Raw genomic sequence first — 26,169 nt, forward strand, 5'->3', positions numbered from 1 at the left:
CACGGTGCTGATCCTGCTCCGAGCTGATCCTGCTCCGAACGTGCACGTTACTAGCAAGTATCGATGATCGATCGCCGGGGTCGGGCATGCTGTGCCCCGAGACGATCCGCACACCGAGTTTCCGAGGGGTTCTGCTATGGGGCGAATGACGCGGCGGGCGTTCACGGTGGCGGCGCTGTCGGTGCTGGCGGGGGGAACCGACGCGGCTGCCGCGGGGCGGGAGTTCGGGGGGTACGCCCGGCGCGAGATGCGGGGCATGTGGCTCGCCACCGTCGCCAACCGGGACTTCCCCTCCACGGCCGGGCTCACCGCCGTCCAGCAGCGCGCCGAGCTGGTCTCCTGGCTCGACCTCGCCGTCCGGTCCCGGCTCAACACCGTGATCCTCCAGGTGCGGCCCACCGCCGACGCGCTCTGGCCGTCCCCGTACGAGCCCTGGTCGGCCGTCCTCACCGGCACGCAGGGCGTGGACCCCGGCTGGGACCCGCTCGGTACGGCCGTCGCGGCGGCGCACGCGCGCGGGCTCCAGCTCCACGCCTGGTTCAACCCGTTCCGGATCGCCAACCACGCGGATCTCACGAAGCTGACGCCCACGCACCCCGCCCGCGTCCACCCCGAGTGGGTCGTCACCTACGGCGGACGCATGTACTACAACCCCGGGCTCCCCGAGGTCCGCGCCTTCTGCCGCAGGGCGATCCTCGACGCGGTACGCCGCTACCCGCTGGACGCCGTCCACTTCGACGACTACTTCTACCCGTACCCCGTCGCGGGCCAGGTCTTCGACGACGACGCCGCCTACGCGGTGTACGGCAAGGGCTTCCCCGACCGGGCCGCCTGGCGGCGCGCCAACATCGACGCGTTCGTCCTCGACATGGCCGCCCGGATCAAGGCGGTCCGCCCCGCCACCCGCTTCGGCATCAGCCCCTTCGGCGTCTGGCGCAACAAGGCGACCGACCCCCTCGGCTCCGACACCCGCGCCGCCCAGTCCTACGACGACAACTTCGCGGACACCCGGACGTGGGTGCGCGAGGGCTGGATCGACTACATCGTCCCCCAGGTGTACTGGAACATCGGCTTCGCGGCGGCGGACTACGCGAAGCTCGTGCCGTGGTGGGCGGACGTCGCGAAGGGCAGCCGCACGGAGCTCTACATCGGCGAGGCCCTCTACAAGGCGGGCGCCCCCGCCCAGCCCGCACCCTGGCAGGACCCCGCCGAACTCTCCCGGCACCTCACCCTCGCGGACGCCCGGCCCGAGGTGCGGGGGCACGTGTACTTCGCGGCGCGCGAGGTGCGGGCGGACCCGATCGGCGCGTTCTCACGGGTGGTGAAGGACCACTACAAAAAGAAGGCCATGGGGTGAACCCGGGGGCCCACCCCGTGGCCGTCCTCAGCCCCGGTTCTCCGGGTGCCGGATCTCGCAGTCCGGGCCCGGGGACATCAGCGCCTCGTGGCCGTCGGGGAAGCGGACCCGGTACGGGGGCTGGCCTGCGGGGCCCAGGACCTCGATCACCTCGGTGACCTGGTCCTGGCGGCCAACCACTCTGCCGTGCTGGACGAGCTGGTCGCCCACGGATGCTTGCATCTGGGCCTCCTCATCTCGTTCCCGAGTCTACGGCGGTACGGGGGCCGGGTCAGCTCCGCGCGCGTCGGGCGACCGGGATCCGGACGAGGACCGTGGCGGCGGTGACGGACCTCCGCGAGGGGGTCGTCCTCGCCCCCCGCTACGCGGTAAACCCCTTCGACTCCCCCGCCCCCGCCTGCGACCCTCCTCCCATGACCGACACCTTCCCCCTCGCCGAGGGATACGAGTTCTCGTCCGACACCGCCCGGATCGACGCGGAGCGGGTGCACAAGTGGCTGTCCACCGACGCGTACTGGGCGCTCGGGAGGGCCCGGGAGAAGCAGGACGCCGCCATCGCCGGGTCGCTCAACTTCGGGGTGTACGCGGTTGGTTCGGGGGAGCAGGTGGCGTACGCGCGGGTGGTGACCGATCGCGCCACCTTCGCCTGGCTGTGTGACGTGTACGTCGATCCGGGCGTCCGGGGCAAGGGCATCGGCACCTCCCTCGTGGCCGGAGTCCGCGACCACCTCGCCGGGTTCGGCATCCGCAGGATGCTGCTGGCGACGCACGACGCGCACGGCGTGTACGAGAGGCTGGGGTTCGCGGCGCTGGAGCGGCCGGACCAGTGGATGGCCTTGTACTTCGGGTGAGTTCAGGGGCGGCGGGTGTAACTCGTCGTGAGGACGAGGTCTTTCGCCGGGCCGCCCACCCGCCACACCGTCAGCCAGCGGTCGGGGTCGAGGACCGTGAACTCGCCCCGGTAGAGGTCGGCGGAGCAGGGGTGCTCGGCGAGGTGGTGGCCGGTCGTGAGGTCGAGGTCGTGGAAGGGGCGCCCGTCGGAGAAGCGGACGTCGGCGCGGCCCGGCGTCGCCCCTGGCAGGAACCGCAGGGTGCGTGAGGCGGGACGGGCGACGCCCTGCCAGGTGAACGTCCCGGACTCCAGGTGCAGCAGCCCGCCGCCGTCCAGGGGCCGGAAGTCGGTCGTACCGGTGAACGAGCCGGTGTCCTCGCTCGCGAGGTCCCGCACGGACCGCTCCACCGCCCAGGCCCCCGCGAGATGGCCGAGAACATCCGCGACCGCCCACAACCCGCTCACCCGCGCCTCGCCTTCCGACACTTTCGGTACCGCGCGACGCATTGACGCCTTCGCGCCCCCTCCCTATCTTGCCGTTCGAAGTGCTGACCACTGTCCGATATTTCGAACATCGAGCCGCGGAGCCCCCATGTCACGCACCCGCCTGAGACCAGTTCTCGGCGCCACCGCCCTCCTGCTGGCCACGGCCGCACTGCCCACCACCGCACACGCCGCCCCCACCGACTACACGATCACCGTCGACCCCGCCGCGAAGGGTGCGACGATCGACGACACGATGTACGGCGTGTTCTTCGAGGACATCAACAGGGCCGCGGACGGCGGCCTGTACGCGGAACTCGTCCAGAACCGCTCCTTCGAGTACTCGACCGTCGACAACCGCTCGTACACCCCGCTGACGGCGTGGACGGTCACCGGCTCGGCGAACGTCGTGGACGACGCGGGCCGCCTCAACGACCGCAACCGCAACTACCTCTCCCTGGCCGCCGGTTCGGCGGTCACGAACTCCGGCTACAACACCGGCGTCCACGTCGACCAGGGCAAGAAGTACGACTTCTCGGTCTGGGCCCGCGCGCAGGCCGGCACCGCGCTGACGGTCACCCTCCAGGACGCGGGCGGCACCCTGGCGACCGCGCGCCAGGTCGCCGTACGGGCGGGCGGCTGGCGGCAGTACAGGGCGACGCTGACGGCGACCCGCACGAGCAGCGCCGGCCGGCTCACCGTCGCCTCCACCGGGGCCGCCGCGCTGGACATGGTGTCGCTGTTCCCCCGCGACACCTACAAGAACCAGCCCAACGGCCTGCGCAAGGACCTGGCCGAGAAGGTCGCCGCCCTGAAGCCCGGCTTCGTCCGCTTCCCCGGCGGCTGCCTCGTCAACACCGGCTCCATGCAGGACTACAGCGAGGCGTCGAACTGGCAGCGCGCCCGCTCGTACCAGTGGAAGGACACGGTCGGCCCGGTCGAGACCCGCGCCGTCAACTCCAACTTCTGGGGCTACAACCAGAGTTACGGCCTCGGCTACTACGAGTACTTCCGCTTCTCCGAGGACATCGGCGCGATGCCGCTGCCCGTCGTCCCGGCCCTGGTGACCGGCTGCGGCCAGAACCAGGCCGTCGACGACCCCGCGCTCCTCCAGCGGCACATCCAGGACACCGTGGACCTCATCGAGTTCGCCAACGGACCCGTCACCTCCAAGTGGGGCAGGCTCCGCGCGCAGATGGGCCACCCGAAGCCGTTCCACCTCACGCACATCGAGGTCGGCAACGAGGAGAACCTCCCCGTCGAGTTCTTCGACCGCTTCAAGCAGTTCCGGGCGGCCATCGAGGCCAAGTACCCGTACATGACGGTGATCTCCAACTCCGGCCCGGACGACTCGGGTTCGACCTTCGACACGGCCTGGCAGCTCAACCGGGACGCCAAGGTCGACATGGTCGACGAGCACTACTACAACAGCACCCAGTGGTTCCTCCAGAACAACGACCGCTACGACACCTACGACCGCGGCGGCCCGAAGGTCTTCCTCGGCGAATACGCCTCCTGGGGCAACGAGTTCAAGAACGGCCTCAGCGAGGCCGCGTTCATGACCGGCCTGGAGCGCAACGCGGACGTCGTCAAACTCGCCTCCTACGCGCCGCTGTTCGCGAACGAGGACTACGTCCAGTGGCGCCCCGACCTGATCTGGTTCAACCACCACGCCTCCTGGAACTCCGCCAACTACGAGGTCCAGAAGCTGTTCATGACCAACGTCGGTGACCGCGTCGTCCCGTCGAAGGCCACCGGCACCCCGTCCCTCCAGGGCCCGATCACGGGCGCGGTCGGCCTCTCCACCTGGGCCACCAGCGCCGCCTACGACGACGTCACGGTCACCGGCGCCGACGGCACGGCCCTGCTGAGCGACGACTTCTCCGGCGACGCCTCGAAGTGGACGCACTCGGGCGGCGGCAGCTGGAGCGTCCAGGACGGCCAGTACGTCCAGACGGACACGGCCGCCGAGAACACCCTGGTCAGCGCGGGCGACCCGAGCTGGCACGACTACGACCTGCACGTGAAGGCCACCAAGAAGGCAGGGAAGGAAGGGTTCCTGGTCGCGTTCGGCGTCAAGGACACCGGAAACTTCTACTGGTTCAACATCGGCGGCTGGAACAACACCCAGACCGCCGTCGAACAGGCCGTGGACGGCGGCAAGTCGACGCTGATCTCGAAGGCGGGCAGCGTCGAGACGGGCCGCGCCTACGACGTCGACGTCAAGGTCAGGGGCCGCCAGGTCACCCTGTCCATCGACGGCGAGGAGTGGGGCAGCTTCACCGACGACAAGCCGGCCGAGCCGTTCCGCCAAGTCGTCACGCACGACGCGCGGACCGGCGAGCTGATCGTGAAGGTCGTCAACGCGCAGGCGGTGGACGCCCGTACGGCGATCGACCTCGGCACCTCCCGGGTCGCGTCCCGCGCGAAGGCCACCACGCTGGCCGCAGCCGCCGACGCCGTGAACACGGAGACGGCCACCCCGGTCGCGCCCGTGACGTCCACCGTCGACGGAGTCGCCAGGAAGTTCACGTACACCTTCCCGGCGAACTCGGTGACGTTCCTGCGGATCAAGCAGAGGTAGCCGGCAGGATCCCCCGCTCCGTGAAGACCTTCTTCGCGACGAACGTCGCGTTGAGGGCCTTCGGGAAACCGCAGTACCCGGCGGAGTGCAGCAGCGCCTCGGTGATCTGCGTCGGCGTGAGGCCGACGTTCAGGGCGGCGTTGATGTGCACCTCCAGCTGCGGTTCGCAGCCGCCGAGCGCGGTGAGCATCCCGAGCGTCACCAACTGGCGGTCACGAGGCGCCAGTTCGGGACGTGCGTAGATCTCGCCGAAGCCCCAGGCCACGATCTGGTGGCCGAGTTCGGGGCTGATGTCGGCCAGCGAGTCGATGACCCGCTGGCCGGCTTCCCCGTCGACCGCGCGCAGGACTTCGAGGCCGTGGGCGAAACGCTCGTCGCGGGTGGTGCTCGTGTTCTCGTTCGTCATGGGAGAGACCGTAGAAGCTGGAGCGCGCTCCAACGCAACTCCTATGCCCCGAAGTACTTCTGCGCCGCCCGCACGCCCTCCACCAGCGCGTCCACCTCCGCCGCCGTGTTGTACACGTAGAAGCTCGCCCGCGTCGTCGCCGCAATCCCGTACCGCTTCACGATCGGCCGCGCACAGTGGTGCCCGACGCGCACGGCGACACCGCGCTCGTCGAGGATCTGCCCGACGTCGTGCGGGTGGACGCCGTCCACCGTGAAGGAGAGGGTCGCGCCCCGGTCGGTGAGGTCGGTCGGGCCGACGATCCGTACGCCGTCGACCCGCTGGAGCTCCTGGAGCGCGTACGCCGTCAACCGGTCCTCGTGCGCGGCGACCTCGCGCATGTCCAGGGCCGTGAGGTAGTCGATGGCCGCCGCGAGGGCGACCGCCTGGGACGTCATCGGGACGCCCGCCTCGAAGCGCTGCGGCGGCGGCAGGAACGTCGAGCGGTCCATCTCGACGATCTCGATCATCGAGCCGCCGGTGAGGAACGGCGGGAGGTCCGCGAGGAGTTCGGCCCGGCCCCACAGGACGCCGATGCCGTTCGGCGCGAGCATCTTGTGGCCCGAGAAGGCGAGGAAGTCGGCGCCCAGTTCCCGTACGTCCACCGGGCGGTGGGGCACCGACTGGGCGCCGTCCACGACGACCACGGTGCCGAAGCGGTGCGCGCGGTCCGCGAGTTCACGGACCGGGTTGATCGTGCCGAGGACGTTCGACTGGTGGGTCAGCGCGAGGACCTTCGTGCGCTCGTCGAGGAGTTCGCCGATCCGGCTCAGGTCGAGGCGGCCGTCGTCCGTGAGGCCGAACCAGTCCAGGGTGGCGCCGGTCCGCTGGGCGAGCTGCTGCCAGGGGACCAGGTTCGCGTGGTGCTCCATCTCCGTGACGACGATCCGGTCGCCCGGACCGAGACGGCCGGCGTTGCCGAGCGCGTACGCGACGAGGTTGATGCCCTCGGTGGTGTTCTTCGTGAACACGATCTCCTCGTCCTCGGCGCCGATGAACGCCGCGACCGTGTGCCGCGCGTCCTCGTACCCCTCGGTCGCCTCCACCGACAGCTGGTGCGCGCCGCGATGCGGGGCGGCGTTGCGGGTGAGGTAGAACTCCCGCTCCGCGTCCAGCACTTGGAGCGGCTTCTGGGTGGTCGCGCCCGAGTCCAGGTAGATCAGCGGGGCGCCCGAGTCCAGCGTCCGGCGCAGGATCGGGAAGTCCTCGCGCACCACGTCCACGTCGAAGCTCACGGTCGGCCACCTCTCACGGTTTCGGAGTTTATCCTCCGTGAGGATGGTAACGCTTCCTCACGGGTTTCCCTGCCGGTTAGCATGAGAACCGTGCCTGTCCACCTGCATCAGACGCCCGTGCCCGGCGAGGAGCGGTACGCGTCGCTGGCCCTGGTCAACACGCGGTACGCGCTCACCCACGGCCCGGTCGACCTGCTCGCCGACCCCGGCGCCGCGCACCTGTGGCTCGTGCGGCACGCCCTGCTGCCCGACCATATCGCCCTGGACGGACGGCAGTTCGGCAGGCTGCTCGGCGTACGGGACGCGGTCCGGGACGCGTTCACGGCGTACGTCGCGCGCACCCCGCCCCCCGCGACCGGCCTCGCCACCCTCAACTCCGCGCTCGCCGCCGCCCCTTCGACGCCCCGCCTCACCTGGCCCGCCGCCGGACCCCGCCGCACCACCGACCCCGACACCGGCAACCCGGCCGCCGCCGCCCTCTCCCTCCTCGCCGAGGACACCCTCGACCTCCTCACCGGCCCCGACGCCGACCAGCTCACGCGGTGCGCCGCCCAGGGCTGCGCCCGCTGGTTCCTGCGCTCCCACGGGGCACGCCGCTGGTGCTCGACGAAGTGCGGCAACCGGGTCAGGGCGGCGCGGGCGTACGCGGCGAAGAAGGAACGCGGGGCCTAGACGCTCCGGCGCCGGAACCAACGCCGCTTGCGCGCCTCCCCGAACCCCGGCAACCCCTTGAACCCCTCGTCCAGCGTCACCGTGGGCGTCACCCGCCGCAGCGTCTCCCGTACCCGCGTCAGCGGATGGTCCGGGAAGCGGGCGTCCCACTGTTCCAAGTCGCCCACGTGGTACGGGAGTCCGCCCCGAGCCCCGTACGGATGCGGCCGGAAGTACTCGTCGGGCCCCACCTCCGCCAGGATCATGGCCTCCCGCATCCCGGTCATCGGCCCCTCGGCGGCCTGCGCCTTGACCACGACGCTGCACCGGTCCCTCGGCACGGTCCACGACGCGAGGAACGCCTGGCCGGGCCGCGACCCCAGCGGCATCTTCACGAGCTGCCACAGCGCCGGCACCCCGTCGAGAGCCCCGATCTCGGCCTCGATGAGCCCGCCCCCGCTCCCGGCGACCCCCTGTGCGGCACCGGCACGCAGACGCGCGGGGTCGTTCAGGGGAGCCGGGAGATCGGGGGCGAGCGGGAAGAAGTGCACGGACAGGAGGAGCCCCGCCTCGTCCTGCCACAGGCCGGACCCGACCTCGGTGAAGCCGGTGAGGCCGAGCCCGGTGACCGGCGTGTCAGTTATGTTCACGCCGGTCATCCTCGCAGGTGGGACGGGTTACAGGTACGGCCGGGTGAGCAGCTCGATCGCGTGGCCCGAGGGGTCCTTGAAGTAGACGCCCCGGCCGCCGTGCCCGGTGTTCGTCTCACCGGGCCGGGTCATCTGCGGGTCGGCCCAGTGCGTGACACCGGCCTCGCACAGGCGCCCGTACGCGCGGTCGAACAGCTCGTCGTCCACGAGGAACGCGTAGTGCTGCATCTGGATCTCGACCGGCGGCTCCGCGAACTGGAGCAGCGTGCCGTCGGCGAGCTGGATGTTGGTGAAGGGACCCCAGGACGGGGCCGCGCCGACTTCGAGGAGCTCCCGGAAGAAACGGGCGGACTCCTCGCGGTCCTTGGACGCGATGATCGTGTGGTTGAAGGAAGCGGGCATGCGGTGGTGAACCTCTTCGCTCGGAACGGAAACTGCGGAACGCGTCGTCGTCTCCGAGCAGTTGGCGGGGCTCGACCCCGCCCGAGGATCAGTCGGCCACCGGGTAGCCGATCCGTGCGTGGCGCCTGCGCGCCGGTCCGGTGTTCACGGAGGCGACCCTAGCCAAGGGGAACAGCGGTCGACAAGCCGGTTAACCTTCCGCGGCGCGCACAACCCTCGGGCCGCCGCCGGGCTCTGTGCCTGCGTGGAACCCACCCTCCGGACCCGGCGCACCGCCGCGGGACTCGCCGCGCTCCTCACGCTCGCCGTCTTCTGCACGGCCGACGCCATCGCCCGCAGCTACCCCTTCGGCCCGCGCACGCGCAACGTCAACGACCTCGGCAACCAGTACCTGCCGTACCACGCGCACCTCTGGGACCTCCTGCACGGCCGCGCCGACGGCGGCCTGGTCATGAACTGGCAGTCCGGCTTCGGCGCGAGCTTCCTGCCCGACTTCGCGACGTACGTCAGCAGCCCCTTCGCGCTCCTCGTCGGGGTGTTCCCGCGCGACGAGATCGACCTCGCGGTGTACGTCATCACCGCGCTGAAGACGGCGAGCGCGGCGGCGGCCATGACTTGGCTCCTCCTCACGCTGCGGCCGGGCCCGCGCTGGGCCGCCGTCCTGCTCGGCGTCTCGTACGCGCTGTGCGGCTGGAGCCTCGCCGACGCGTCGTACAACCTCATGTGGCTCGACGGGCTGATCGCGCTGCCGGTGCTGTGCCTGGTGGGGGAGTGGCTGCTCGCCGGGCGCCGGTACGTCGTGGGCGTCCTGGTGGTGGCGCTCGCGTGGACGGCGAACTTCTACACGGCGTACATGGCGACCCTGGGCGCCGCCCTGGTCCTGGCCGTCCGGCTGGTCCTCCTCGCCCCGCCCCGCCGCGAGACCCTCGCGGTCCTGGGCCGCGCCGCCCTCACCACCGCCCTCGGCATCGGGCTCGCCGCGCCCCTCGTCACCGTCGTCTACTTCGGCAGCGAGCACGCCTCCCCGGGCCACTTCAGCGGCTTCGTCCCCTCCGGCACCCAGGACGTCCTGGCCCGCCTGCTGCCCACGACGTACGGCTTCGGCACGCCCAGCCTGTACGTCGGTACGACCGCGCTGCTGCTCGCGCTGGCCCTGCCGTTCCACCGCGCGGTGCCGTCGCGGGTGCGGTGGGCCTGGACCGGCCTGGTCGCCCTCATGTTCGCGTCGATGCAGTGGGAGCCGACGCAGCTCGCCTGGCACGGCTTCACGACCCCGCAGGGCTCCGGCTACCGGGAGGCGTTCGTCCTGTGCGGGTTCCTGGTGCTGGCGGCCTGGTACGGGCTGTCGTACGGGGTGCCGGAGCGGCGGGCGCTGGGTATCGCGGGCGGGATCCTCGTGCTGGTGGGGCTGGGGGCGAGCGGGAGTCACCTGGTGCGGCCGTTCGTCCTGCCGATCGCGGGGGTCGCTGCGGCGGGGGTGCTGACGGGGCTGTGGCTGCTGGGGAGGGCGGCGGGCCAGGGGGCGGGAGCGGGCGGCGGCGAACGAGCGGATGATCACACCGGGGCTGGTGGAGATGCCGGGCCTACCGGCGGCGTTGCGTCTGCTGGAGCACATGCGTTCGCCGCGCCTGCCGCGCCTGCCGCGCCTGCCGCGCCTGCCGCGCCTGCCGCGCCTGCCGCGCCTGCCGCGCCTGCCGCGCCTGCCGCGCTTCCCGTGCCCACGGCGCCCGCCGCGTCCACCGGTCCCGCCGCCCTGCTCCGCAAGAAGTTCGCCCGTCCCCTCCCCGCGACCCTCGCCATCGCCCTCCTCCTCGCCCTCCAGCTCGGCGAAGCCGCCGGCACCTCCGCCGTCACCACCCGGCTGCGCCTCGCCCACTTCGACAACTACGCCCCCTGGGGCGCCCGCCAGACCGCGCAGGCCGAAGCCGTCCGCTCGGCGGACGGCTGGCCCGCCTACCGCACCGACCCCGGCCGTGAACAGACCGTCGGGAACGATCCGATGATGGTCGGCGGACAGGGCGCCCAGTACTACAGCAGCCACACGTCCGACGTCCTGTACCGCACCCTCACCGCCCTCGGCGACGGCTGGACCTCCGGCGGGCGCAGCCTCCAGAGCCTCGACAACGCCGTCACCGACACGGTCTTCTCGGTCGGCGCCCGCGTCCACTCCCCGCCCGACCCGCACCAGGACTGGTTCCCGCAGGACGGCACCGGCGAGACGGTGACCAGGCAGGACGTACCCCCGCTGGTGACGGTACGGCCGAAGACCGCGCGCCCGGCCTTCGGTCCGTCGCCCTACCGCAACCAGGAACTGCTGCTGGGGACGAGGGTCTACACCGTCCCGAGGGTCACCCTGCGCGGCACGAGCCTCACCGCCCGGTGCCCGGCGGGCAGCGAGGCGTACCTGTACGCACCCCGCTACGCGGGCACCGCCCGCCTGGAGGGCAGCGACCTCACCGGCCGCTCCCGCTCCGACCTGCGCAAGAAGATCGCGGCGATGGCGAGGCTGGGCCAGGTCCCGGCATCGGGCGAGGTCCGCGTCACCCTCGCCCCGAAGAGGGCGAGCCGTATGCCGGGCCAGGGCTCGATCGGCTGCCTCGACACGGGCAGGCTGCGCGCTGCGGCGGACCACCTGAAGGCGACCGGCGCGACGAAGGTGACCGTCGACGACGACACGATCCGCGCCGAACTGCCCCAGGGCAGCAAGGGCCTCGCGGTGATCGCGGCCCCCCGCATCGCCGGCTGGCGCTGCGCGATCGGCGACGCCCCGGCCGTACCGGCGGAGGACTTCCACGGCCTGATCGCGGCCCCCCTGAACCCGACCTCGTCGACTCTGACCTGCACGTTCCACACACCGGGCCTGCGGCTGGGGCTGAGCGTCGGCGCCCTCGCGCTCGCCGGGACGCTGCTGCTCGCGGCCTGGAGCGCGGCCGGCCGGAGACGGCGTACGCGAGCGCGCGCCGAGCCGAGCGAGGAGCTGGTCATGGCGTCCTGAGCGCTTCCGACGAGAGGTACGCCACGATTTCCTCCCGCGCGGCCGGGGGAGTACTTCCCCTGGCCGCCGCGCGTCGACGTATGCGATCGATTGCATAAACGTGCAGCGAGACGTATAGTCATGCCATTCAGGAGGAGGAGTTCATGGTGGTACGTGCGGCAGTCGCCGGAGCGAGCGGGTACGCGGGCGGTGAGGTGCTGCGCCTGCTCCTCGCGCACCCCGAGGTCGAGATCGGCACGCTGACCGGGAACTCCAACGCCGGACAGCGCCTCGGCGCACTCCAGCCGCACCTGCTGCCGCTGGCCGACCGGGTCCTCGCCGAAACCACGCCCGAGGCGCTCGCCGGGCACGACGTCGTCTTCCTCGCGCTCCCGCACGGCCAGTCCGCCGCCGTCGCCGAGCAACTCGGCCCGGACGTCCTGGTCGTCGACATGGGCGCCGACTTCCGCCTGAAGGACGCCGGCGACTGGGAGAGGTTCTACGGCTCCCCGCACGCCGGCACCTGGCCCTACGGCCTCCCCGAACTTCCGGGTGGCCGCGCCGCGCTGGAGGGGTCCAAGCGCATCGCGGTCCCCGGTTGCTACCCCACCGCCGTCTCCCTCGCCCTCTTCCCCGCCTACGCGGCCGGTCTCGCCGAGAACCAGGCGATCATCGTCGCCGCCTCCGGCACCTCCGGCGCGGGCAAGGCCCCCAAGGCCAACCTGCTGGGCAGCGAGGTCATGGGCTCCATGTCGCCGTACGGCGTCGGCGGCGGCCACCGGCACACGCCCGAGATGATCCAGAACCTCAGCGCGGCGGCGGGCGAGCCGGTCACCGTCTCCTTCACACCGACCCTCGCGCCGATGTCCCGGGGCATCCTCGCCACGTGCAGCGCACAGGCCAAGCCGGGAGTCACCGCCGAGACCGTCCGCGCCGCGTACGAGAAGGCCCTCGCCGACGAGCCGTTCGTCCACCTGCTCCCCGAGGGACAGTGGCCCGCGACGGCGTCCGTGCAGGGGTCCAACGCCGTGCAGATCCAAGTCACTTACGACGAGGCCGTGGGCCGGATCATCGCGATCAGCGCCATCGACAACCTGACCAAGGGCACCGCCGGCGGTGCCGTACAGAGCATGAACATCGCCCTCGGTCTCCCCGAGGAGCTGGGGCTTTCCACGATCGGAGTCGCACCGTGAGCGTGACGGCAGCAAAGGGATTCACGGCGGCGGGCATCGCCGCCGGGATCAAGGAGAGCGGCAACCCGGACCTGGCCCTCGTGGTCAACACCGGGCCGCGCCGCGCCGCCGCCGGTGTCTTCACCTCCAACCGCGTGAAGGCCGCGCCGGTGCTGTGGTCCGAACAGGTCCTCAAGACCGGCCAGTTGGCGGCCGTCGTCCTCAACTCCGGGGGCGCCAACGCCTGTACGGGACCGAAGGGGTTCCAGGACACGCACACGACCGCCGAGAAGGCCGCCGAGGTGCTGAACGTCGGCGCGGGCGAAGTGGCCGTCTGCTCCACGGGACTCATCGGTGTGCTGCTCCCGATGGACAAGCTGCTCCCGGGAGTTGAAGCCGCAGCCGCTTCTTTGAGTGAACACGGCGGCGAGAAGGCCGCCATCGCCATCAAGACCACCGACACCGTCCACAAGACGGCCGTCGTCACCTGGGGGTCCCCCCGGACGGAGTCTGGGGGAGGCTGGACCGTCGGCGGCATGGCCAAGGGCGCCGGGATGCTCGCGCCGGGCCTCGCCACCATGCTGGTCGTCGTCACCACCGACGCGGACGTCCCGAGTGACCTGCTGGACAAGGCACTTCGCGACGCGACGCGGACCACCTTCGACCGCGTCGACTCCGACGGCTGCATGTCGACCAACGACACCGTGCTGCTGCTCGCCTCCGGCGCCTCCGGCGTCACCCCGGAGTACGCCGAGTTCGCGGAAGCCGTACGCCAGGTCTGCGACGACCTCGGGCAGCAGCTCATCCGGGACGCCGAGGGCGCCAGCAAGGACATCAAGATCGAGGTGATCAACGCGGCGAGCGAGGACGACGCCGTCGAGGTCGGCCGGTCCATCGCCCGCAACAACCTCCTCAAGTGCGCCATCCACGGCGAGGACCCCAACTGGGGCCGCGTCCTGTCCGCGATCGGCACGACCAAGGCCGCCTTCGAGGCCGACGAGCTGAACGTCGCCATCAACGGCGTCTGGGTCTGCAAGAACGGCGGCGTCGGCGAGGACCGCGACAAGGTCGACATGCGCTACCGCGAGGTCCACATCGTCGCCGACCTCGCCGCCGGCACCGAGACCGCGACCATCTGGACCAACGACCTCACCGCCGACTACGTCCACGAGAACAGCGCGTACTCCTCATGAGCGAGACACGGAAGCACAAGGCGCTGCCCAAGGCGCAGATCCTCATCGAGGCACTGCCCTGGCTCACCCGGCACAACGGCAAGACCGTCGTCATCAAGTTCGGCGGCAACGCCATGGTCGACGAGGAGCTGAAGGCCGCGTTCGCCCAGGACGTCGTCTTCCTCCACCACGCCGGGCTCAAGCCGGTCGTCGTGCACGGCGGCGGCCCGCAGATCAACGCCGCCTTCGAGAAACACGGCATCGTCAGCGAGTTCAAGGCCGGCCTGCGCGTCACCACCGAGGACGCCATGGACGTCGTACGGATGGTCCTCGCCGGGCAGGTCCAGCGCGAGCTGGTCGGCCTCCTCAACCAACACGGGCCCCTCGCCGTCGGGTTGACCGGCGAGGACGCCCACACCATCACCGCGACCAAGCACCGGCCCGAGATCGACGGCGAGCTGGTCGACATCGGACGCGTCGGCGAGATCACCGAGATTGACACCGGCGCCATCGAGGCGCTCCTCGCGGACGGCCGCATCCCGGTCGTCTCGTCGATCGCGCGCAGCCAGGACGACGGACATGTCTACAACGTCAATGCTGATACGGCTGCTGCGGCACTCGCTGCGGCACTGGGAGCCGAAACCCTCATGGTCCTCACGGACGTCGAGGGACTCTACGAGGACTGGCCGAACTCCGACGAGGTGATCAGCCGCCTCACCGCCTCCCAACTGGAGAAGCTGCTCCCGGAGTTGAGCTCCGGAATGGTCCCCAAGATGGAGGGCTGCCTGCACGCGGTGCGCGGCGGCGTGCAGACCGCGCGCGTCATCGACGGCCGCGTCCAGCACTCCATCCTGCTGGAGATCTTCACGAACGACGGGATCGGCACGATGGTCGTGCCCGACGAGCAGGACGACGAACAGGAGGGGGACTCGGAATGACCGGCAACCAGGAGCTGACCGCCCGCTGGCAGGGCGCGCTCATGAACAACTACGGCACCCCCCGGCTCCCGCTCGTGCGCGGCGCCGGCACCAAGGTGTGGGACGCCGACGGCAACGAGTACCTCGACCTCGTCGGCGGCATCGCCGTGAACGCGCTCGGCCACGCGCACCCCGCGATCGTCGAGGCCGTCTCCACGCAGATCGCGTCCCTCGGCCACGTCTCCAACCTCTTCGTCGCCGAGCCCCCCGTCGCCCTCGCCGAACGGCTCCTCGCCCGGTTCGGGCGCGACGGCAAGGTGTTCTTCTGCAACTCCGGCGCCGAGGCCAACGAGGGCGCGTTCAAGATCGGGCGCCTCACCGGCCGTACGCACATGGTCGCCACGACCGGCGGCTTCCACGGGCGGACCATGGGCGCCCTCGCGCTCACCGGCCAGCCCGGCAAGCAGGACGGCTTCCACCCGCTGCCGGGCGACGTCACGCACGTCCCGTACGGCGACGCGCAGGCCCTCGCCGCCGCCGTCACCGACCAGACCGCGCTCGTCATCATCGAACCCGTGCAGGGCGAGAACGGCGTCGTCGTGCCGCCCGCCGGGTACCTCAAGGCGGCCCGCGCCATCACCGCCGCGACCGGCGCGCTGCTGGTGTTGGACGAGGTGCAGACCGGCATCGGGCGCACCGGGAACTGGTTCGAGTACCAGGCCCACGAAGGCGTCCTGCCCGATGTGGTCACGCTGGCCAAGGGGCTCGGCGGCGGGCTCCCGCTCGGCGCGACCGTCGCCTTCGGGCGTGCCGCCGAGCTGCTCCAGCCCGGGCAGCACGGGACCACCTTCGGCGGCAACCCCGTCGCCTGCGCCGCCGGCATCGCCGTCCTCGACACCATCGAGAACGAGGGGTTGCTGGAGAACGTCAAGGCGCAGAGCGAGAAGTTGCGGGACGGGATCGAGGGTCTCGGGCACTCGTTGATCGATTATGTCCGGGGCGCGGGCCTTCTCCTCGGTATCGTGCTCACCGGGCCGTACGCCGCGCAGGTGCAGCAGGCGGCCCAGGAGGCCGGGATCCTGGTGAACGCGCCCGCCGCCGACGTCGTACGGCTCATGCCGCCGCTCAATCTGAGCGACGACGAGGTGGCCGCGTTCCTCCGGGCGCTGCCCGGCATCCTCGATGCCGTGAACGGGGACTGAGCCGGAGTGAGACGACGATGAGTGATGCCGCCGCTGGGCCGGCCGTTCCCCAGACGCGCACCGCGCGTCATCGGAGGATCGTGGACATCCTGAACCGGGAACCGGTTCGGTCGCAGAGCCAGTTGGCGAAGCTGTTGTCCGACGACGGGTTGAGTGTCACGCAGGCGACGCTGTCGCGTGACCTCGACGAGCTGAACGCCGTCAAGATCCGTAACACCGATGGGGATTTGATCTACGCCGTGCCCAGCGAGGGGGGGTTCCGTACGCCTCGCGCTCCGCTGGGGGAGTCCGCGAAGGAGGAGCGGATGCGGCGGCTCTCCTCCGAGCTGCTGATCTCCGCGGAGGCTTCCGCGAACCTGGTGGTGCTGCGTACGCCGCCGGGGGCCGCGCAGTTCCTGGCGTCGGCGATTGACCAGGCTGAGCTGCATGACATCTTGGGGACCATCGCCGGAGATGACACGCTGCTGCTGATCAGCCGGGAGCCGAGTGGGGGACAGGCGCTCGCGGATCACTTGCTGCGGTTGGCTCAGAACGGCAACTGAGTGGGGTGGTTTCGGGGGGTGTGCCGAGTGCGGGTGATCTGTGGCTTGTCGCGCCCGCGCGGCGGTAGCCGCAAATCGACACAGCCCCGCGCCCCTAAAAGCAAAAGCACCTCAGCGGCCCTGAGTTGAGAGATCACCCCAGTCTTGCTGCCAGGCCGCCCGTGCATCTGACCTCGTCTCCCGCCGTGATCAGTAGAGCCTCTGCGTCCGGCAGGTTCTCCAGCCACTCCAGCGCCTCCCTCGAACCCATCGCGAATGCCGCCGTCGCCCAGCAGTCCGCCCAGGTGAGGGTGGGGGCCACAACGGTTACCGCCGCTAGGTCGGTTACCGCCGAGTGGCCCGTCCGGGGGTCCACGATGTGTGCGCCCCGTTCCGCTGTGCCCGACGTCGCCACCGCCAACTCCGGGGCGCCCGCCGCCGATACCACCGCGGCCAGACCGCCCGGGCGCAACGGGTCCGACACCCCTACGCGCCACGGGCGTTCGGGGCCCGGTGTCCCCAACAGCTGTACGTCGCCGCCCCCGTTGACGCTCACCCCCGTCGCTCCCGCCGCCGCGAGTATGCGGGCCGCCCTTTCCGTGGACCAGCCCTTCACTATCCCCGTCGGGTCCAGGCGGCCCTCGTAGCGCATGCTGAACCAGCCGCCGCTCAACTCCTCCGCCTGCGCGCCCAGTTCGAGGATCTCCGTCACCTCGGGGGAGCAGGCGGACAAGGGGAGTTCGCCCCGCGCCATGCGGGAGATCTCGCTGTCCTCGCGGTACGTGCTGAAGACCTCGTCCACGCGGTGCAGGGAGGCCACCGCCTCCTCCAGCGCCGCGCTGATCCGGGCCGGGTTCCCGCCGCGGACGTCGAAGGAGAAGACAGTCCCCATGACTTCTTCCACATGACGTACCGCGGCGGGAGCTTCGGGGGTCACCGGGTCAGACTCCGGCCTGGTCGAGGGCGGACTGCAACGACTTCTTGTAGCCCTCGGAGGTGTACGTCGCTCCCGACACCGTGTCGATGTCGGCGCTCTGCTTGGCGAGCGCCTCGGAGTTCAGCTTGGGGACGGACTGTTCGGTCTTCTGCGTGCTCGTCCCGCCCGTGGGCGCCTTGACGGCCTCGGCCTTGGTGACCTTGCCCCCGGCGACGGTGATCCGGACCTGGACGTCCCCGTACTGGGTCTGCGCCGCGTCCCCGGTGAACGTCCCGGACGCCTGCGCCTGACCGCTCCCCGAACCCTGCTCCTGCTGCGAACCGCCCTGCGCGGAACCGGCGTTGGCCTTGTCGATCGCCGACTGGAGGGACTTCTTGTACCCCTCGGACGTGGAGGTCGCCCCCGACACCGTGTCGACGTCGGCCGACTGCTTCGCCAGGACCTCGGAGTTGAGCTTGGGGACGGACTGTTCGGTCTTCTGCGTGCTGGTCCCGCCCGTGGGCGCCTTGACGGCCTCGGACTTGGTGATCTTCCCGCCCGCGACGGTGATCCGCACCTGGACGTCGCCGTACTGGGTCTGCGCGACGTCCCCGGTGAACGAACCGGACGCCTGGGCCTGGCCGCCGCCGTTGCCGGAACCGCCCTGCGCACCGCCCGAGTTGGCCTTGTCGATGGCCGACTGCAACGACTTCTTGTAGCCCTCGGACGTGTACGTCGCCCCCGACACCGTGTCGATGTCGGGCGACTGCTTGGCGACGACGGCCGCGTTGAGCTTGGGCACCGCGTCCGCGGTCCGCTGCGTGCTCTGACCGCCGGACGGCGCCTGGACGGCCTCCGCCTTGGTGATCCGGTTGCTGTCGATCGTCAGCTTGACCTGGACGTTGCCGTACTGCGTCTGGATCGCGTCCCCGGTGACCGTGCCCGTGACGGGCGCGCCGGCGCCGCCCTGGGCCGCCTCCTGCGCCGCCGCGCCCGTGCCGGACGCCTGCGCGGACGAACCGGGGTCGGAGGACGGCTTGAGCGTCAGCAGCAGCACGATCCCGGACACGGTGGCGGCGCTGGCCAGCACGACACGCCGAAGCGGGTGGCTCTTCCTCATCTGTTTCTGGGCTCCTGGATATCCGTGGAAGGAGAGGTCTGGGGGCGCCGAGGGAGCGCCAGTGCTACATCTCGAACGACTCGTGGTGGATACGGCGGGCCGGGACCCCGGCGCCGCGCAGCGACTCGTACACCGACTGCGCGAACCCGCCCGGACCGCACATGAAGACGTCGTGCTCGGCGATGTCCGGGATCTTCCGCTGGAGGGACTCGGCGGAGATGTCGGGACGCTCGCCGTCGGGGCTGTTCACGGCGTACATGAGCCGGGCACCGCGCTCGTCGGCGATCTTCGCGAGCTCGTCCCACAGGGCGAGGTCCTGGGTGCTGTTGGCGCGGTAGAGCAGGGTCAGGTCACCGGGGGCGCCGGGCAGCGTCTCGAACAGGGCGCGCATCGGGGTGATGCCGACCCCGCCGGCCACCAGCAGCACCTTGCCCCGGCTGCGGCGCGACGCGGTCATCGCGCCGTACGGGCCCTCGGCCCACACCTTCGTGCCGGGCTCGAGACCCCTGAGGGCCGTGCTGTGGTCGCCGTTCGCCTTCACCGTGATCCGCAGCATGCCGGGGCGCGGCGCGGCCGACAGGGAGTACGGGTGCGAGCTGAACCGCATACCGGGCGCGAGGAACCGCCAGCGGAAGAACTGGCCCGCCTCGGCGCCCATCCGGTGCAGCTTGCGCCCGCCGATCAGCACCGACACGACGCCGGGCGCCTCCTCGACGACCGCCTCGACGTACATGCGGTGGCGCAGGTTGAGCCGGATCGGCGTCAGCACCCGGTACCAGACCACCAGCGCGGTGACCGTGCCGTACAGGCCGTACCAGACCGTCTTCGCCGTCGAGTTGACGACGAACTCGTTGCCCGTGGTGAGCTGGTGCCAGAACGTCAGGAACACGGCCGCGTACGTCATCAGGTGGATGTGGTACCAGGTGTCGTACGGCATCCGCTTGCGCACGCCGCCCACCGAGACCACGCCGATCAGCACCAGCAGGCCCGTGCCGATCGCCGCCTTGCCCATGTCCGGCAGCTGGTTGACCAGGTCGATGGTCTGCTGCACGAAGTCGCCGAGCGTCTTGCCCGCCTGGAGCGCGTAGCCCCACACGATCAGGAACACGTGCGCGAACGTCAGGCACAGCGTGTACCGGCCGCTCATCGCGTGCCACCGCGCGACCCGGTCGGAGCCGACCCAGCGCTCCAGCACGGGCACCCGGGCCATCTGCAACACCACGAGCGCCATCAGATATCCCGCCAACAGGCCGGTGATACGGCCCGCGTTGAGGATCATGCTGTCGGTGTTCGCGACGTTCGGCGTGTTGTCCCACCACAGCCACAGCACACCCACCGCACCCGCCCACACGGCGAGCAGCAGAGGGACTGCCGGGGACCGGCGCGGGCGGATGCGGCGCATCGTCTGGCGGCGGGCGGCACGTCCGCCTGCGATCGTGGTGGTCACGGTTCCTCCGTGGGACTTGACCCTTGGCCCACAGATACGCGGCGGAGGCGGAGAGTGTTCAGCCGGTGGCGAGTATCGGCTCCGAGACTTCTACACAATCTTTCAGTACGGGGGGCCACGGGGGCCATACGGAGGGTCTTACGGAGGTCTTACGAGGGGCAGGCCGCGACCGGCGTCACCGAGGTCACCTGCGCCGCGGGCAGCAACGTCTCCTCGCCGCCGCCCGGCTTGATACGCACGCCGCCCGGGCCCGCGCCCAGCAGCTCCCCGCACCGCTCCCCGGTCGTCGTCGTGACCCGGATCAGGTGGCTGGGGGCGGGGTTCCCCTCCGTCGTCGCCCATACGACGATCACGGCCGCCGCCGACAGGGCGATTCCGGCCAAGCAGCAGGCCGCCGCGTACCGGAGATATCGGGTGACCCGGGCGATCTCGCTTCTCGTCCAGGTACGCAGGGACCGGCCGGCCAGGAGGATGCGGTGGTCGGGGCTGCCGTGAGCGGCTCGTACGGCGAGGACCGAGCCGGCGAGGAGGAGGACGAACGCGGTGGCCATCAGGGCGCCGGCCGTGTAGCGGGACCAGTCGGGGGTCTTGGCGAGGTCGTCCCTGCCCTTGAGGGTGACGAGGACGGCGAGCAGCGCGGTGAGGCCGGTCAGCCCGGCCCGCCAGCCTTCCGCCTGGCGGCGGAGTTCGGGGAGTTGCGTGAACTCCAGTTCGCGGGCCGCCTCGGCCCAACGCCGGTCGCGTCTGTCCACGGGGTTCGCCATCAGGGGGTCCCTGCCTGGAGGTTGGTGACCGTCCAGCTCGCTCCGCAGCCGATGAAGGGGACGTCCGGGGGGAGCTGGGGGTGCGGGTGGCCGCACTCGCAGTAGTGGATCTCCTGGAGGAGGGCGGATTCGGGGGTCGGGGGCGGGGTGCGGCGGCCGAAGAGGCCCTTGGTGCCGGTGCCGGGGAGGCCGTAGGCGTAGTGCGAGGCGGTGGGGCCCTGGCAGCGGGGGCAGGTGCCTCGGAGGGTGAGGGTCTCGCCGTCGGGGGAGGTGTGGTGGGTGAAGGGGGTGGGAGCGGGGCCGGTGTCTGTTTCGGCGTACGGGGTGTCGTGGTCGTGGTTCGGCATGGGTGGGTGTCAGTCCAGGTCCAGGGTCAGGGAGAACATGTCGGCGTACCGGGCGAGGCGGTCCTCGACCCAGGGTTCGGGCATGGCGGTGGCCTCGGCGGCTCGGGTGATGCGGTCCTGGGTGACGTGGCCTTCCAGGGCGGGGAGGAGGCCGTCGAAGCGGAGGCTGAGGATGGCCAGGTCTTGCCAGAGGGGGATCAGGTCGGGGGTCGGCGGGAGCGGGGTCGGCGTTTCGGTGAGGGGGAGGTAGGGGGTGATGCGGGCGGCTGTGCGGGGGAGGGGTTCGCCCAGGCGGGCGGCGATGCTGAGGAGGTCGAGGGGGGTGTAGGGGGTGTCATGGGGGGAGACGCGGTGGGAGTCGGCCAGGGCCAGGAGGTCGTGCTGGTCCGGGATTTGGGCGGGGAGGGCGTCGACTTCCTCGGGGGAGAGCTCGGGTACGAGGGCGTCGATCGCACGAAGGACGAGGAGCTGTGCGTACGCCGCGGCAGGGGTGAGGGCGCGGCGGTGGGCGTAGGCCGCGAGACCCCGGGGGCGCAGGGGGCGCCAGACGGGGGTGCCGAGAGTTTGGTCGGGGTTGTCCAGGTGGGCGACCAAGGCGGGCACCATGGCTCTGTCGGGCCGGAAGTCCCCCAGGTCAACGGGGAGTTCGGGGATCGTGAACCCGTAGCGGTCGGCGTACCGCGCTGCCGACGACCACACCTCTCCCAGCGTCTCGTTGAGGTGTTCCGCCGCGTTGAACAGGACGGCCCAGGTCGTCTCGTAGGCGGGGTAGTCCTCCTCCTGGAGGGACGCCTCCTTGCCGGACAGGATGTAGCGGTCGTGGAGCGGCAGGCCGTCCCAGTCGACGACGAGGGAGACCTCCGGAACGCTGACGCCCGCGTTCTGGAGATCCGCCGCCGCGCGGAACAGGTCCTCGACATCGGCGGTCCTGCGCACGGCGAGGGAGAGGTCCTCGACGGTCACACCGTCCTCCAGGTCCCTGCCGAGGAACGCCAGCCCTCGGACCAGGCGGGCCGTATCGGTCGAGGGGCGTGTGCAGCCGGCCCCGGTGCCGGGTGCGTAACGGCGCTCGTAGCGCAGGCGGAGTCCCTCGGCGACCGGCGCGAGCGCTTCCTCGGCCGACGCGAGGTCGGTGTCCAGCGTGTCGGCGTAGTCCACGGTCGCCGCCCACAGCAGCAGACCGTCGCGGACGAAGATGCCCATCAAGTCCCGGAGTTCCTCGTCCAGGAGGCTCCAGGAACGGACCTCGTCCTCCGGCGGAACCGGCCAGCCCAGCCAGGAGAACTCGGTGAGCGCACGGTGTACCTCCAGCATGCCCACCCCAGCTTCCTCGGCTACCTCTTCGAGCTCCAGAGGGGTGGTGGGCAGCTCCAGGAAGGTCCGGTCGGACGAGGTACGGAACAGGAGTTGCAGGTCGCTGTTCGTGCACACGTGATCCCGGTGGTGTTCCGGAACCTGCGGCAGGGGGGCGGGGAGAAGCGGCTGCAAAGGGGCGAGCCTGCGGACCAACTCGCCCAGGGAAACGGAGGACCGGGCCGAGAGCACGACCAGGGAACCCCAATGGGAGGTGCCGTCGCCTCGATGCACCAGGCTCAGGGTTCCGGAGCCCGGAGCGAAGTTCTTGAGGAACGCGTCGTTCTCCGGAACGTGACTCACGGCGTCGCCCGTCCAGGGCAGGGGAGCATAGGACGGGTGGACGATGCGCAGGCTCCGCAGTCGGCGTTGCACCGCTTCCGGGCTCGTCTCCTGTACCGCGGACCGGTGCAGGACGTGATGCCAGCGGGCGGGAACGTGCTGAACGAGTTCCCCGTCCCCCGGAACGGGAACCGGATGACCGGCGAGGCTGGTCGGCAACGCCATCTCCTGACCCCGCCGTGACATCCCGAAGACCTGGGCACGCCACGGCAGGTACGTCTCATGAGCCGCTCGCGTGTTCGGGTTGTCCACCAGGGTCTCGTCCTGCGAGAACCACCCCACCTGGTCCAAGGACACCGGCTCACCCTCCGCCCTCTCGACCACCACCCCCTTGCCCCGCCACTCCGAGTCCAGCATCCGCGCCGCCGCGGGACTCCGCTTGTCCATCTGCCACGTCCACCGGAGCGACGGAAGCGAGGAGGCGGCCAGCACCTCCGCCCCGCGCCGCCACAGGGACTCCACCCACCCGGTGTCGTACCCCTGCAACTCCTTCCGGCTGACACTGAGTTGCCCGGCGTGCGCCCCGTTCAGATCGACCACGTACCCGAACGGCTCCCGGTCGGTGGCGATCCCGTCGCACAGGATGGCCCCGCCCCCGTCGACCCACCACAACGCCCCCGGCACGGCCTCCACGGCCGGAAGCACCCCCGCCTCCAGCACCCCCGGCCGCCACACCTGCTCCCGCCCGCCCCCGTCCCGGGCCTCCAACCGGAACTCGCTCACCCACACCAGATCGTGCAGCACCCGAACACACGACAGATCCCGAAGCCGCTCCTCGTCCCGCACGTACAACCGGACCCGAGTGCCCCCCTCGGCCATCCCGTCATCGGCACCGTCATGCCGCTGAACCCGGAACAGACTCCCGCTGCTCGGAATCTCCACCCGAAGCGCGTGGTCGGCCGGAATTCCCTCAGGACTCACCACCCGCGTGACGATGCTCATCTCCTCCGCGAGCATGAAGTAACTGAACACCCCGATCCCGAACCGGCTGTTGGGATACAGCCGCAACTCCGGATCGTGCCGCAGCCACTTCGACTGCTCCCGCCGAAAAGAAGTGGACCTCTCGAACCGGCTCCCCGCCCGGGTGAACGTCTGCTTGAGCTGCTCCGCACTCATCCCCACGCCATTGTCACGGCACTCCACGTACCGCCCCCGCTCGTCCTCCCCCTGCGTGAAAACGATCCGCCCGCTCCACTCGGCGGGATGAGCCCCGACGCTGTCCAGATATTTCCAGCGCATTCCGCGATAGCGGCAGGCGTCCATGGCGTTCTGATACAGCTCCCGAAGAGCCAACTCGGGCTCACCCCCGTAAAGCTGCTCACCCATCAACAGATCCCGCACCTCGGTCTGCGCGAGATGGAACCGGAGCAGAGGAACCTCGTAGGACTCCCTCCCGCCCACCCGGGACGGCCGCAGGTCCCGGTCGGTGACCCGCCCGGGTACGTCGGCGAGGAGCCCGCTGCGGGAAGCCCGCCCGGCGACCCGGTCGGCCTCCTCCGCGACCTCGGCCAGCGCCGCGTGCACGGCCTGATGAGGACAGAGCGCGTCGAGATGCAGCGAGTCCCCTTCCCGATGCCAACTCAACTCCCGCGCGACACCGACCACTTGCTGAGGCAACACCGCATCGGAAACGGCGAGATGATCCGCCACCACATCGGGCAGCACCCGGACATCCACGGCCAGCAGAGCGGCGAGCCGCAGCAACACCCCCAACTCCCCGACCCGCAACACCTGATGCCCCCTGCCCGGCACCAGAACCTTCCGCGAACCCCACGACTCGACCGCCTCGTCGGACCCCACCCCGGAGGCCACCACCCCCAGCAACTCCCCGAGATCCCGCGCCCGGTCCTCCGCGAGCCCGAGCCGCCCCGCGAGCGAGACGGCACCCACCGGCACCACCTCGTCCTCGGTCTCGGACAGATCCGCGATCCACCGATGGACGAGCCACATCGTCAACGCGGCGACATCCTCGACCCGCCCACGCCCCCGGCAGTCCACCAACTTCCGTGCGACACGCCCGTGTTGCTCCACGATCTGCTCGTAGTGCAGCCGGTGAGCACTCCCGCCCCGCCGCTCGACGTCGAAGGGCTCCACCTCGACGGCCTGGCTCAACCGTGAAGCCCAGGCCACCTCATGGAGGAACGGCGCGGCGACAAGAGCGACCACTTCGACGACGGACAACGACGCGCCCGACGGCAACAGCGAGGGCAGCCGGTCACGCAACACCCGTACCGGAAACAAGTCGTCGCCCCACGGATCGGCCTCGGACCACCGCTCCTGGGCCAGGTGCACACGCCGAGCGCAGTCCTCGGCGAACTCCTCCAACACCCCCACCAGAGAAGCCCGTTCACCCTCCGGGACGTACTCCCACAGGGGCGTGCCCCGAACGGCCTCCTGCCACGCCTCCAGCAGCGCCCGCCCCTCGCAGATCTCCGTCTTCCTGGTCCGGTCCTCCTCGAAGGACCCGTACTGGAACCACGGACTCTGCCGCACCCCGTGCCGCCGAGCGGCCTTGACGGTGGCGGCGCGGGCGGCGGCGAGGACGTCCTCCACGGACCGGGCCGGCGTCATCGGACCGAGCGCCTCGGCCAACCCCCGGGTGAAGAAGCTCCCTTCGGGCGTGGACCCGCTGAACTCCCCGGCGGAACACCCGGCCATGAAGGCGAACCCGCCCCGAGGGGGACCGCTGACCGCCTGATTGGCGAACGCCTCCCCGTCGAGCTCGTTACGGCACGCGTCGACGAACCACAGAACGGTCTCGGCCGCACAACCCTTCAGCAGGGGGCTGATGTTGGCGGAGACCAGGGAGTCGAGATGCACCTCGCTCCACACCCCGTCCGCAGGGGCGATCGCATCGGAGGGAACGAGATAGTCGGCACCCCCGACCCGCACACCGTGCCCGCTGAAATACACCAACAGCGTTCCACCGGGCGGAACTCGACGAGCTGTCTGGTCGATCGTCACCTTGATCCGACTGCGCCCCGCGTCGGACAGCACCTCGACGTCGTACCCCGACGCCCGCAACGTCGTCTCCAGCAGCCGGAGATCGGAACCGACCGTCTCCTCCAGCGGTTCCAGCACCCCGACGGTCTCGGGCGCCCGCCCGACCCCGATGAGCAGAGCCCTGCGCGCCTGCACCATGTCCCCGTCCCCTCCCCGAGCAGAGAGAACATGATGGCAAACGGCGCACGCGGCTGAGCAACACCGGGAAAACGAGCGTCACTTCACCCGAGTGCCGCCAGACACCGCAGTGGCCGCCCCGGCCGGCGTTTCCTCGGGGCGG

22 protein-coding genes are annotated in these 26,169 nt (G+C 70.9%); 10 read left to right on the forward strand and 12 right to left on the reverse strand.

Going from position 1 to position 26,169, the window contains the following annotated elements; translation table 11 throughout:
- Positions 1-136 precede the first annotated feature (136 nt).
- Positions 137-1,357 carry a glycoside hydrolase family 10 protein gene (locus PV682_RS09025; protein WP_319725902.1) on the forward strand — a complete coding sequence of 407 codons (1,221 nt, stop codon included), beginning with the start codon at positions 137-139 and terminating at the stop codon, positions 1,355-1,357.
- Positions 1,358-1,384: 27 nt separating this feature from the next.
- Here the strand turns inward: PV682_RS09025 and PV682_RS09030 are convergent, their stop codons facing one another.
- Positions 1,385-1,579 carry a DUF1918 domain-containing protein gene (locus PV682_RS09030; RefSeq protein WP_055718615.1) on the reverse strand — a complete coding sequence of 65 codons (195 nt, stop codon included), beginning with the start codon at positions 1,577-1,579 and terminating at the stop codon, positions 1,385-1,387.
- Positions 1,580-1,770: 191 nt separating this feature from the next.
- Between PV682_RS09030 and PV682_RS09035 the strand changes: the two genes are divergently transcribed.
- Complete coding sequence (locus PV682_RS09035) at positions 1,771-2,208, forward strand: GNAT family N-acetyltransferase (RefSeq protein WP_319725906.1); 438 nt, start codon at positions 1,771-1,773, stop codon at positions 2,206-2,208.
- 2 nt (positions 2,209-2,210) lie between these two features.
- Here PV682_RS09035 and PV682_RS09040 read toward each other — a convergent pair whose 3' ends face one another.
- Positions 2,211-2,675 carry a DUF6314 family protein gene (locus PV682_RS09040; protein ID WP_407705624.1) on the reverse strand — a complete coding sequence of 155 codons (465 nt, stop codon included), beginning with the start codon at positions 2,673-2,675 and terminating at the stop codon, positions 2,211-2,213.
- Between the two features lie 106 nt (positions 2,676-2,781).
- Here PV682_RS09040 and PV682_RS09045 point away from each other — a divergent pair, with 106 nt between their 5' ends.
- Positions 2,782-5,256: an alpha-L-arabinofuranosidase C-terminal domain-containing protein gene (locus PV682_RS09045; protein ID WP_319725909.1), complete on the forward strand. Its 2,475-nt coding sequence runs from the start codon at positions 2,782-2,784 to the stop codon at positions 5,254-5,256.
- On the opposite strand, the gene PV682_RS09050 is transcribed toward PV682_RS09045, so the two are convergent.
- Both PV682_RS09050 and PV682_RS09055 read right to left on the reverse strand, forming a co-directional pair.
- Positions 5,243-5,662 (reverse strand): carboxymuconolactone decarboxylase family protein, encoded by a 420-nt coding sequence (locus tag PV682_RS09050; RefSeq protein WP_319725912.1) that lies wholly within the window; start codon positions 5,660-5,662, stop codon positions 5,243-5,245. The genes PV682_RS09045 and PV682_RS09050 overlap by 14 nt on opposite strands.
- A gap of 41 nt (positions 5,663-5,703) precedes the next feature.
- Complete coding sequence (locus PV682_RS09055) at positions 5,704-6,936, reverse strand: cysteine desulfurase (RefSeq protein WP_319725915.1); 1,233 nt, start codon at positions 6,934-6,936, stop codon at positions 5,704-5,706.
- Positions 6,937-7,026: 90 nt separating this feature from the next.
- On the opposite strand from PV682_RS09055, the gene PV682_RS09060 reads away from it, so the two are divergent.
- Positions 7,027-7,608 (forward strand): CGNR zinc finger domain-containing protein, encoded by a 582-nt coding sequence (locus tag PV682_RS09060; protein WP_407705625.1) that lies wholly within the window; start codon positions 7,027-7,029, stop codon positions 7,606-7,608.
- Here the strand turns inward: PV682_RS09060 and PV682_RS09065 are convergent.
- Together PV682_RS09065 and PV682_RS09070 are read right to left on the reverse strand one after the other, a co-directional pair.
- On the reverse strand, positions 7,605-8,237 hold the full coding sequence (locus tag PV682_RS09065) for a hypothetical protein (protein ID WP_319725920.1): 633 nt from the start codon (positions 8,235-8,237) through the stop codon (positions 7,605-7,607). The two genes, PV682_RS09060 and PV682_RS09065, sit on opposite strands and share 4 nt — an antisense overlap.
- Positions 8,238-8,264: 27 nt before the next feature.
- Positions 8,265-8,639, reverse strand: a complete 375-nt coding sequence (locus PV682_RS09070) for a VOC family protein (protein WP_319725922.1) — start codon at positions 8,637-8,639, stop codon at positions 8,265-8,267.
- A 244-nt stretch (positions 8,640-8,883) separates the two neighbouring features.
- Between PV682_RS09070 and PV682_RS09075 the strand changes: the two genes are divergently transcribed.
- The 6 genes from PV682_RS09075 to PV682_RS09100 all read left to right on the forward strand — a co-directional run bounded on the left by PV682_RS09075 (position 8,884) and on the right by PV682_RS09100 (position 16,618).
- On the forward strand, positions 8,884-11,634 hold the full coding sequence (locus PV682_RS09075) for a YfhO family protein (RefSeq protein WP_319725924.1): 2,751 nt from the start codon (positions 8,884-8,886) through the stop codon (positions 11,632-11,634).
- A 143-nt stretch (positions 11,635-11,777) separates the two neighbouring features.
- On the forward strand, positions 11,778-12,806 hold the full coding sequence (argC, locus tag PV682_RS09080; RefSeq protein ID WP_319725925.1) for an N-acetyl-gamma-glutamyl-phosphate reductase: 1,029 nt from the start codon (positions 11,778-11,780) through the stop codon (positions 12,804-12,806).
- Positions 12,803-13,978: a bifunctional glutamate N-acetyltransferase/amino-acid acetyltransferase ArgJ gene (argJ, locus tag PV682_RS09085; RefSeq protein WP_319725928.1), complete on the forward strand. Its 1,176-nt coding sequence runs from the start codon at positions 12,803-12,805 to the stop codon at positions 13,976-13,978. Before argC ends, argJ begins: the two co-directional genes overlap by 4 nt.
- Complete coding sequence (argB, locus tag PV682_RS09090) at positions 13,975-14,895, forward strand: acetylglutamate kinase (protein ID WP_319725931.1); 921 nt, start codon at positions 13,975-13,977, stop codon at positions 14,893-14,895. The genes argJ and argB overlap by 4 nt, the downstream gene beginning before the upstream one ends.
- The gene (locus PV682_RS09095) at positions 14,892-16,076 is read left to right on the forward strand and encodes an acetylornithine transaminase (protein WP_319725934.1); all 1,185 of its coding nucleotides are present in this window, start codon (positions 14,892-14,894) and stop codon (positions 16,074-16,076) included. Before argB ends, PV682_RS09095 begins: the two co-directional genes overlap by 4 nt.
- 17 nt (positions 16,077-16,093) lie before the next feature.
- Positions 16,094-16,618 (forward strand): arginine repressor, encoded by a 525-nt coding sequence (locus PV682_RS09100; RefSeq protein WP_010350234.1) that lies wholly within the window; start codon positions 16,094-16,096, stop codon positions 16,616-16,618.
- A 133-nt stretch (positions 16,619-16,751) separates the two neighbouring features.
- Here PV682_RS09100 and PV682_RS09105 read toward each other — a convergent pair whose 3' ends face one another.
- The 6 genes from PV682_RS09105 to PV682_RS09130 form a co-directional block, all read right to left on the reverse strand.
- The gene (locus PV682_RS09105; RefSeq protein WP_319725937.1) at positions 16,752-17,489 is read right to left on the reverse strand and encodes an FAD:protein FMN transferase; all 738 of its coding nucleotides are present in this window, start codon (positions 17,487-17,489) and stop codon (positions 16,752-16,754) included.
- Positions 17,490-17,538: 49 nt separating this feature from the next.
- Positions 17,539-18,633 carry an FMN-binding protein gene (locus PV682_RS09110; protein WP_319725939.1) on the reverse strand — a complete coding sequence of 365 codons (1,095 nt, stop codon included), beginning with the start codon at positions 18,631-18,633 and terminating at the stop codon, positions 17,539-17,541.
- A 64-nt stretch (positions 18,634-18,697) separates the two neighbouring features.
- Positions 18,698-20,080: a ferredoxin reductase family protein gene (locus tag PV682_RS09115; RefSeq protein ID WP_319725941.1), complete on the reverse strand. Its 1,383-nt coding sequence runs from the start codon at positions 20,078-20,080 to the stop codon at positions 18,698-18,700.
- Positions 20,081-20,229: 149 nt separating this feature from the next.
- On the reverse strand, positions 20,230-20,844 hold the full coding sequence (locus PV682_RS09120; protein WP_319725943.1) for a hypothetical protein: 615 nt from the start codon (positions 20,842-20,844) through the stop codon (positions 20,230-20,232).
- Complete coding sequence (locus tag PV682_RS09125; protein ID WP_112472421.1) at positions 20,844-21,191, reverse strand: hypothetical protein; 348 nt, start codon at positions 21,189-21,191, stop codon at positions 20,844-20,846. Before PV682_RS09125 ends, PV682_RS09120 begins: the two co-directional genes overlap by 1 nt.
- Positions 21,192-21,200: 9 nt before the next feature.
- Positions 21,201-26,027, reverse strand: a complete 4,827-nt coding sequence (locus tag PV682_RS09130) for an HD domain-containing protein (protein ID WP_319725949.1) — start codon at positions 26,025-26,027, stop codon at positions 21,201-21,203.
- Positions 26,028-26,169: the final 142 nt, after the last annotated feature.

This window comes from Streptomyces niveiscabiei (assembly GCF_033794345.1).
Classification (GTDB): Bacteria; Actinomycetota; Actinomycetes; order Streptomycetales; family Streptomycetaceae; genus Streptomyces; species Streptomyces niveiscabiei.

Coding starts and splice junctions, on each gene's coding strand:
- PV682_RS09050 (WP_319725912.1), bottom strand. CDS start 5,662: ATGACGAACGAGAACACGAGCACCACCCGCGACGAGCGTTTCGCCCAC.
- PV682_RS09120 (WP_319725943.1), bottom strand. CDS start 20,844: ATGGCGAACCCCGTGGACAGACGCGACCGGCGTTGGGCCGAGGCGGCC.
- PV682_RS09130 (WP_319725949.1), bottom strand. CDS start 26,027: ATGGTGCAGGCGCGCAGGGCTCTGCTCATCGGGGTCGGGCGGGCGCCC.
- PV682_RS09125 (WP_112472421.1), bottom strand. CDS start 21,191: ATGCCGAACCACGACCACGACACCCCGTACGCCGAAACAGACACCGGC.
- argC (WP_319725925.1), top strand. CDS start 11,778: ATGGTGGTACGTGCGGCAGTCGCCGGAGCGAGCGGGTACGCGGGCGGT.
- PV682_RS09025 (WP_319725902.1), top strand. CDS start 137: ATGGGGCGAATGACGCGGCGGGCGTTCACGGTGGCGGCGCTGTCGGTG.
- PV682_RS09035 (WP_319725906.1), top strand. CDS start 1,771: ATGACCGACACCTTCCCCCTCGCCGAGGGATACGAGTTCTCGTCCGAC.
- PV682_RS09095 (WP_319725934.1), top strand. CDS start 14,892: ATGACCGGCAACCAGGAGCTGACCGCCCGCTGGCAGGGCGCGCTCATG.
- PV682_RS09030 (WP_055718615.1), bottom strand. CDS start 1,579: ATGCAAGCATCCGTGGGCGACCAGCTCGTCCAGCACGGCAGAGTGGTT.
- PV682_RS09100 (WP_010350234.1), top strand. CDS start 16,094: ATGAGTGATGCCGCCGCTGGGCCGGCCGTTCCCCAGACGCGCACCGCG.
- PV682_RS09110 (WP_319725939.1), bottom strand. CDS start 18,633: ATGAGGAAGAGCCACCCGCTTCGGCGTGTCGTGCTGGCCAGCGCCGCC.
- argB (WP_319725931.1), top strand. CDS start 13,975: ATGAGCGAGACACGGAAGCACAAGGCGCTGCCCAAGGCGCAGATCCTC.
- PV682_RS09045 (WP_319725909.1), top strand. CDS start 2,782: ATGTCACGCACCCGCCTGAGACCAGTTCTCGGCGCCACCGCCCTCCTG.
- PV682_RS09070 (WP_319725922.1), bottom strand. CDS start 8,639: ATGCCCGCTTCCTTCAACCACACGATCATCGCGTCCAAGGACCGCGAG.
- PV682_RS09105 (WP_319725937.1), bottom strand. CDS start 17,489: ATGGGGACTGTCTTCTCCTTCGACGTCCGCGGCGGGAACCCGGCCCGG.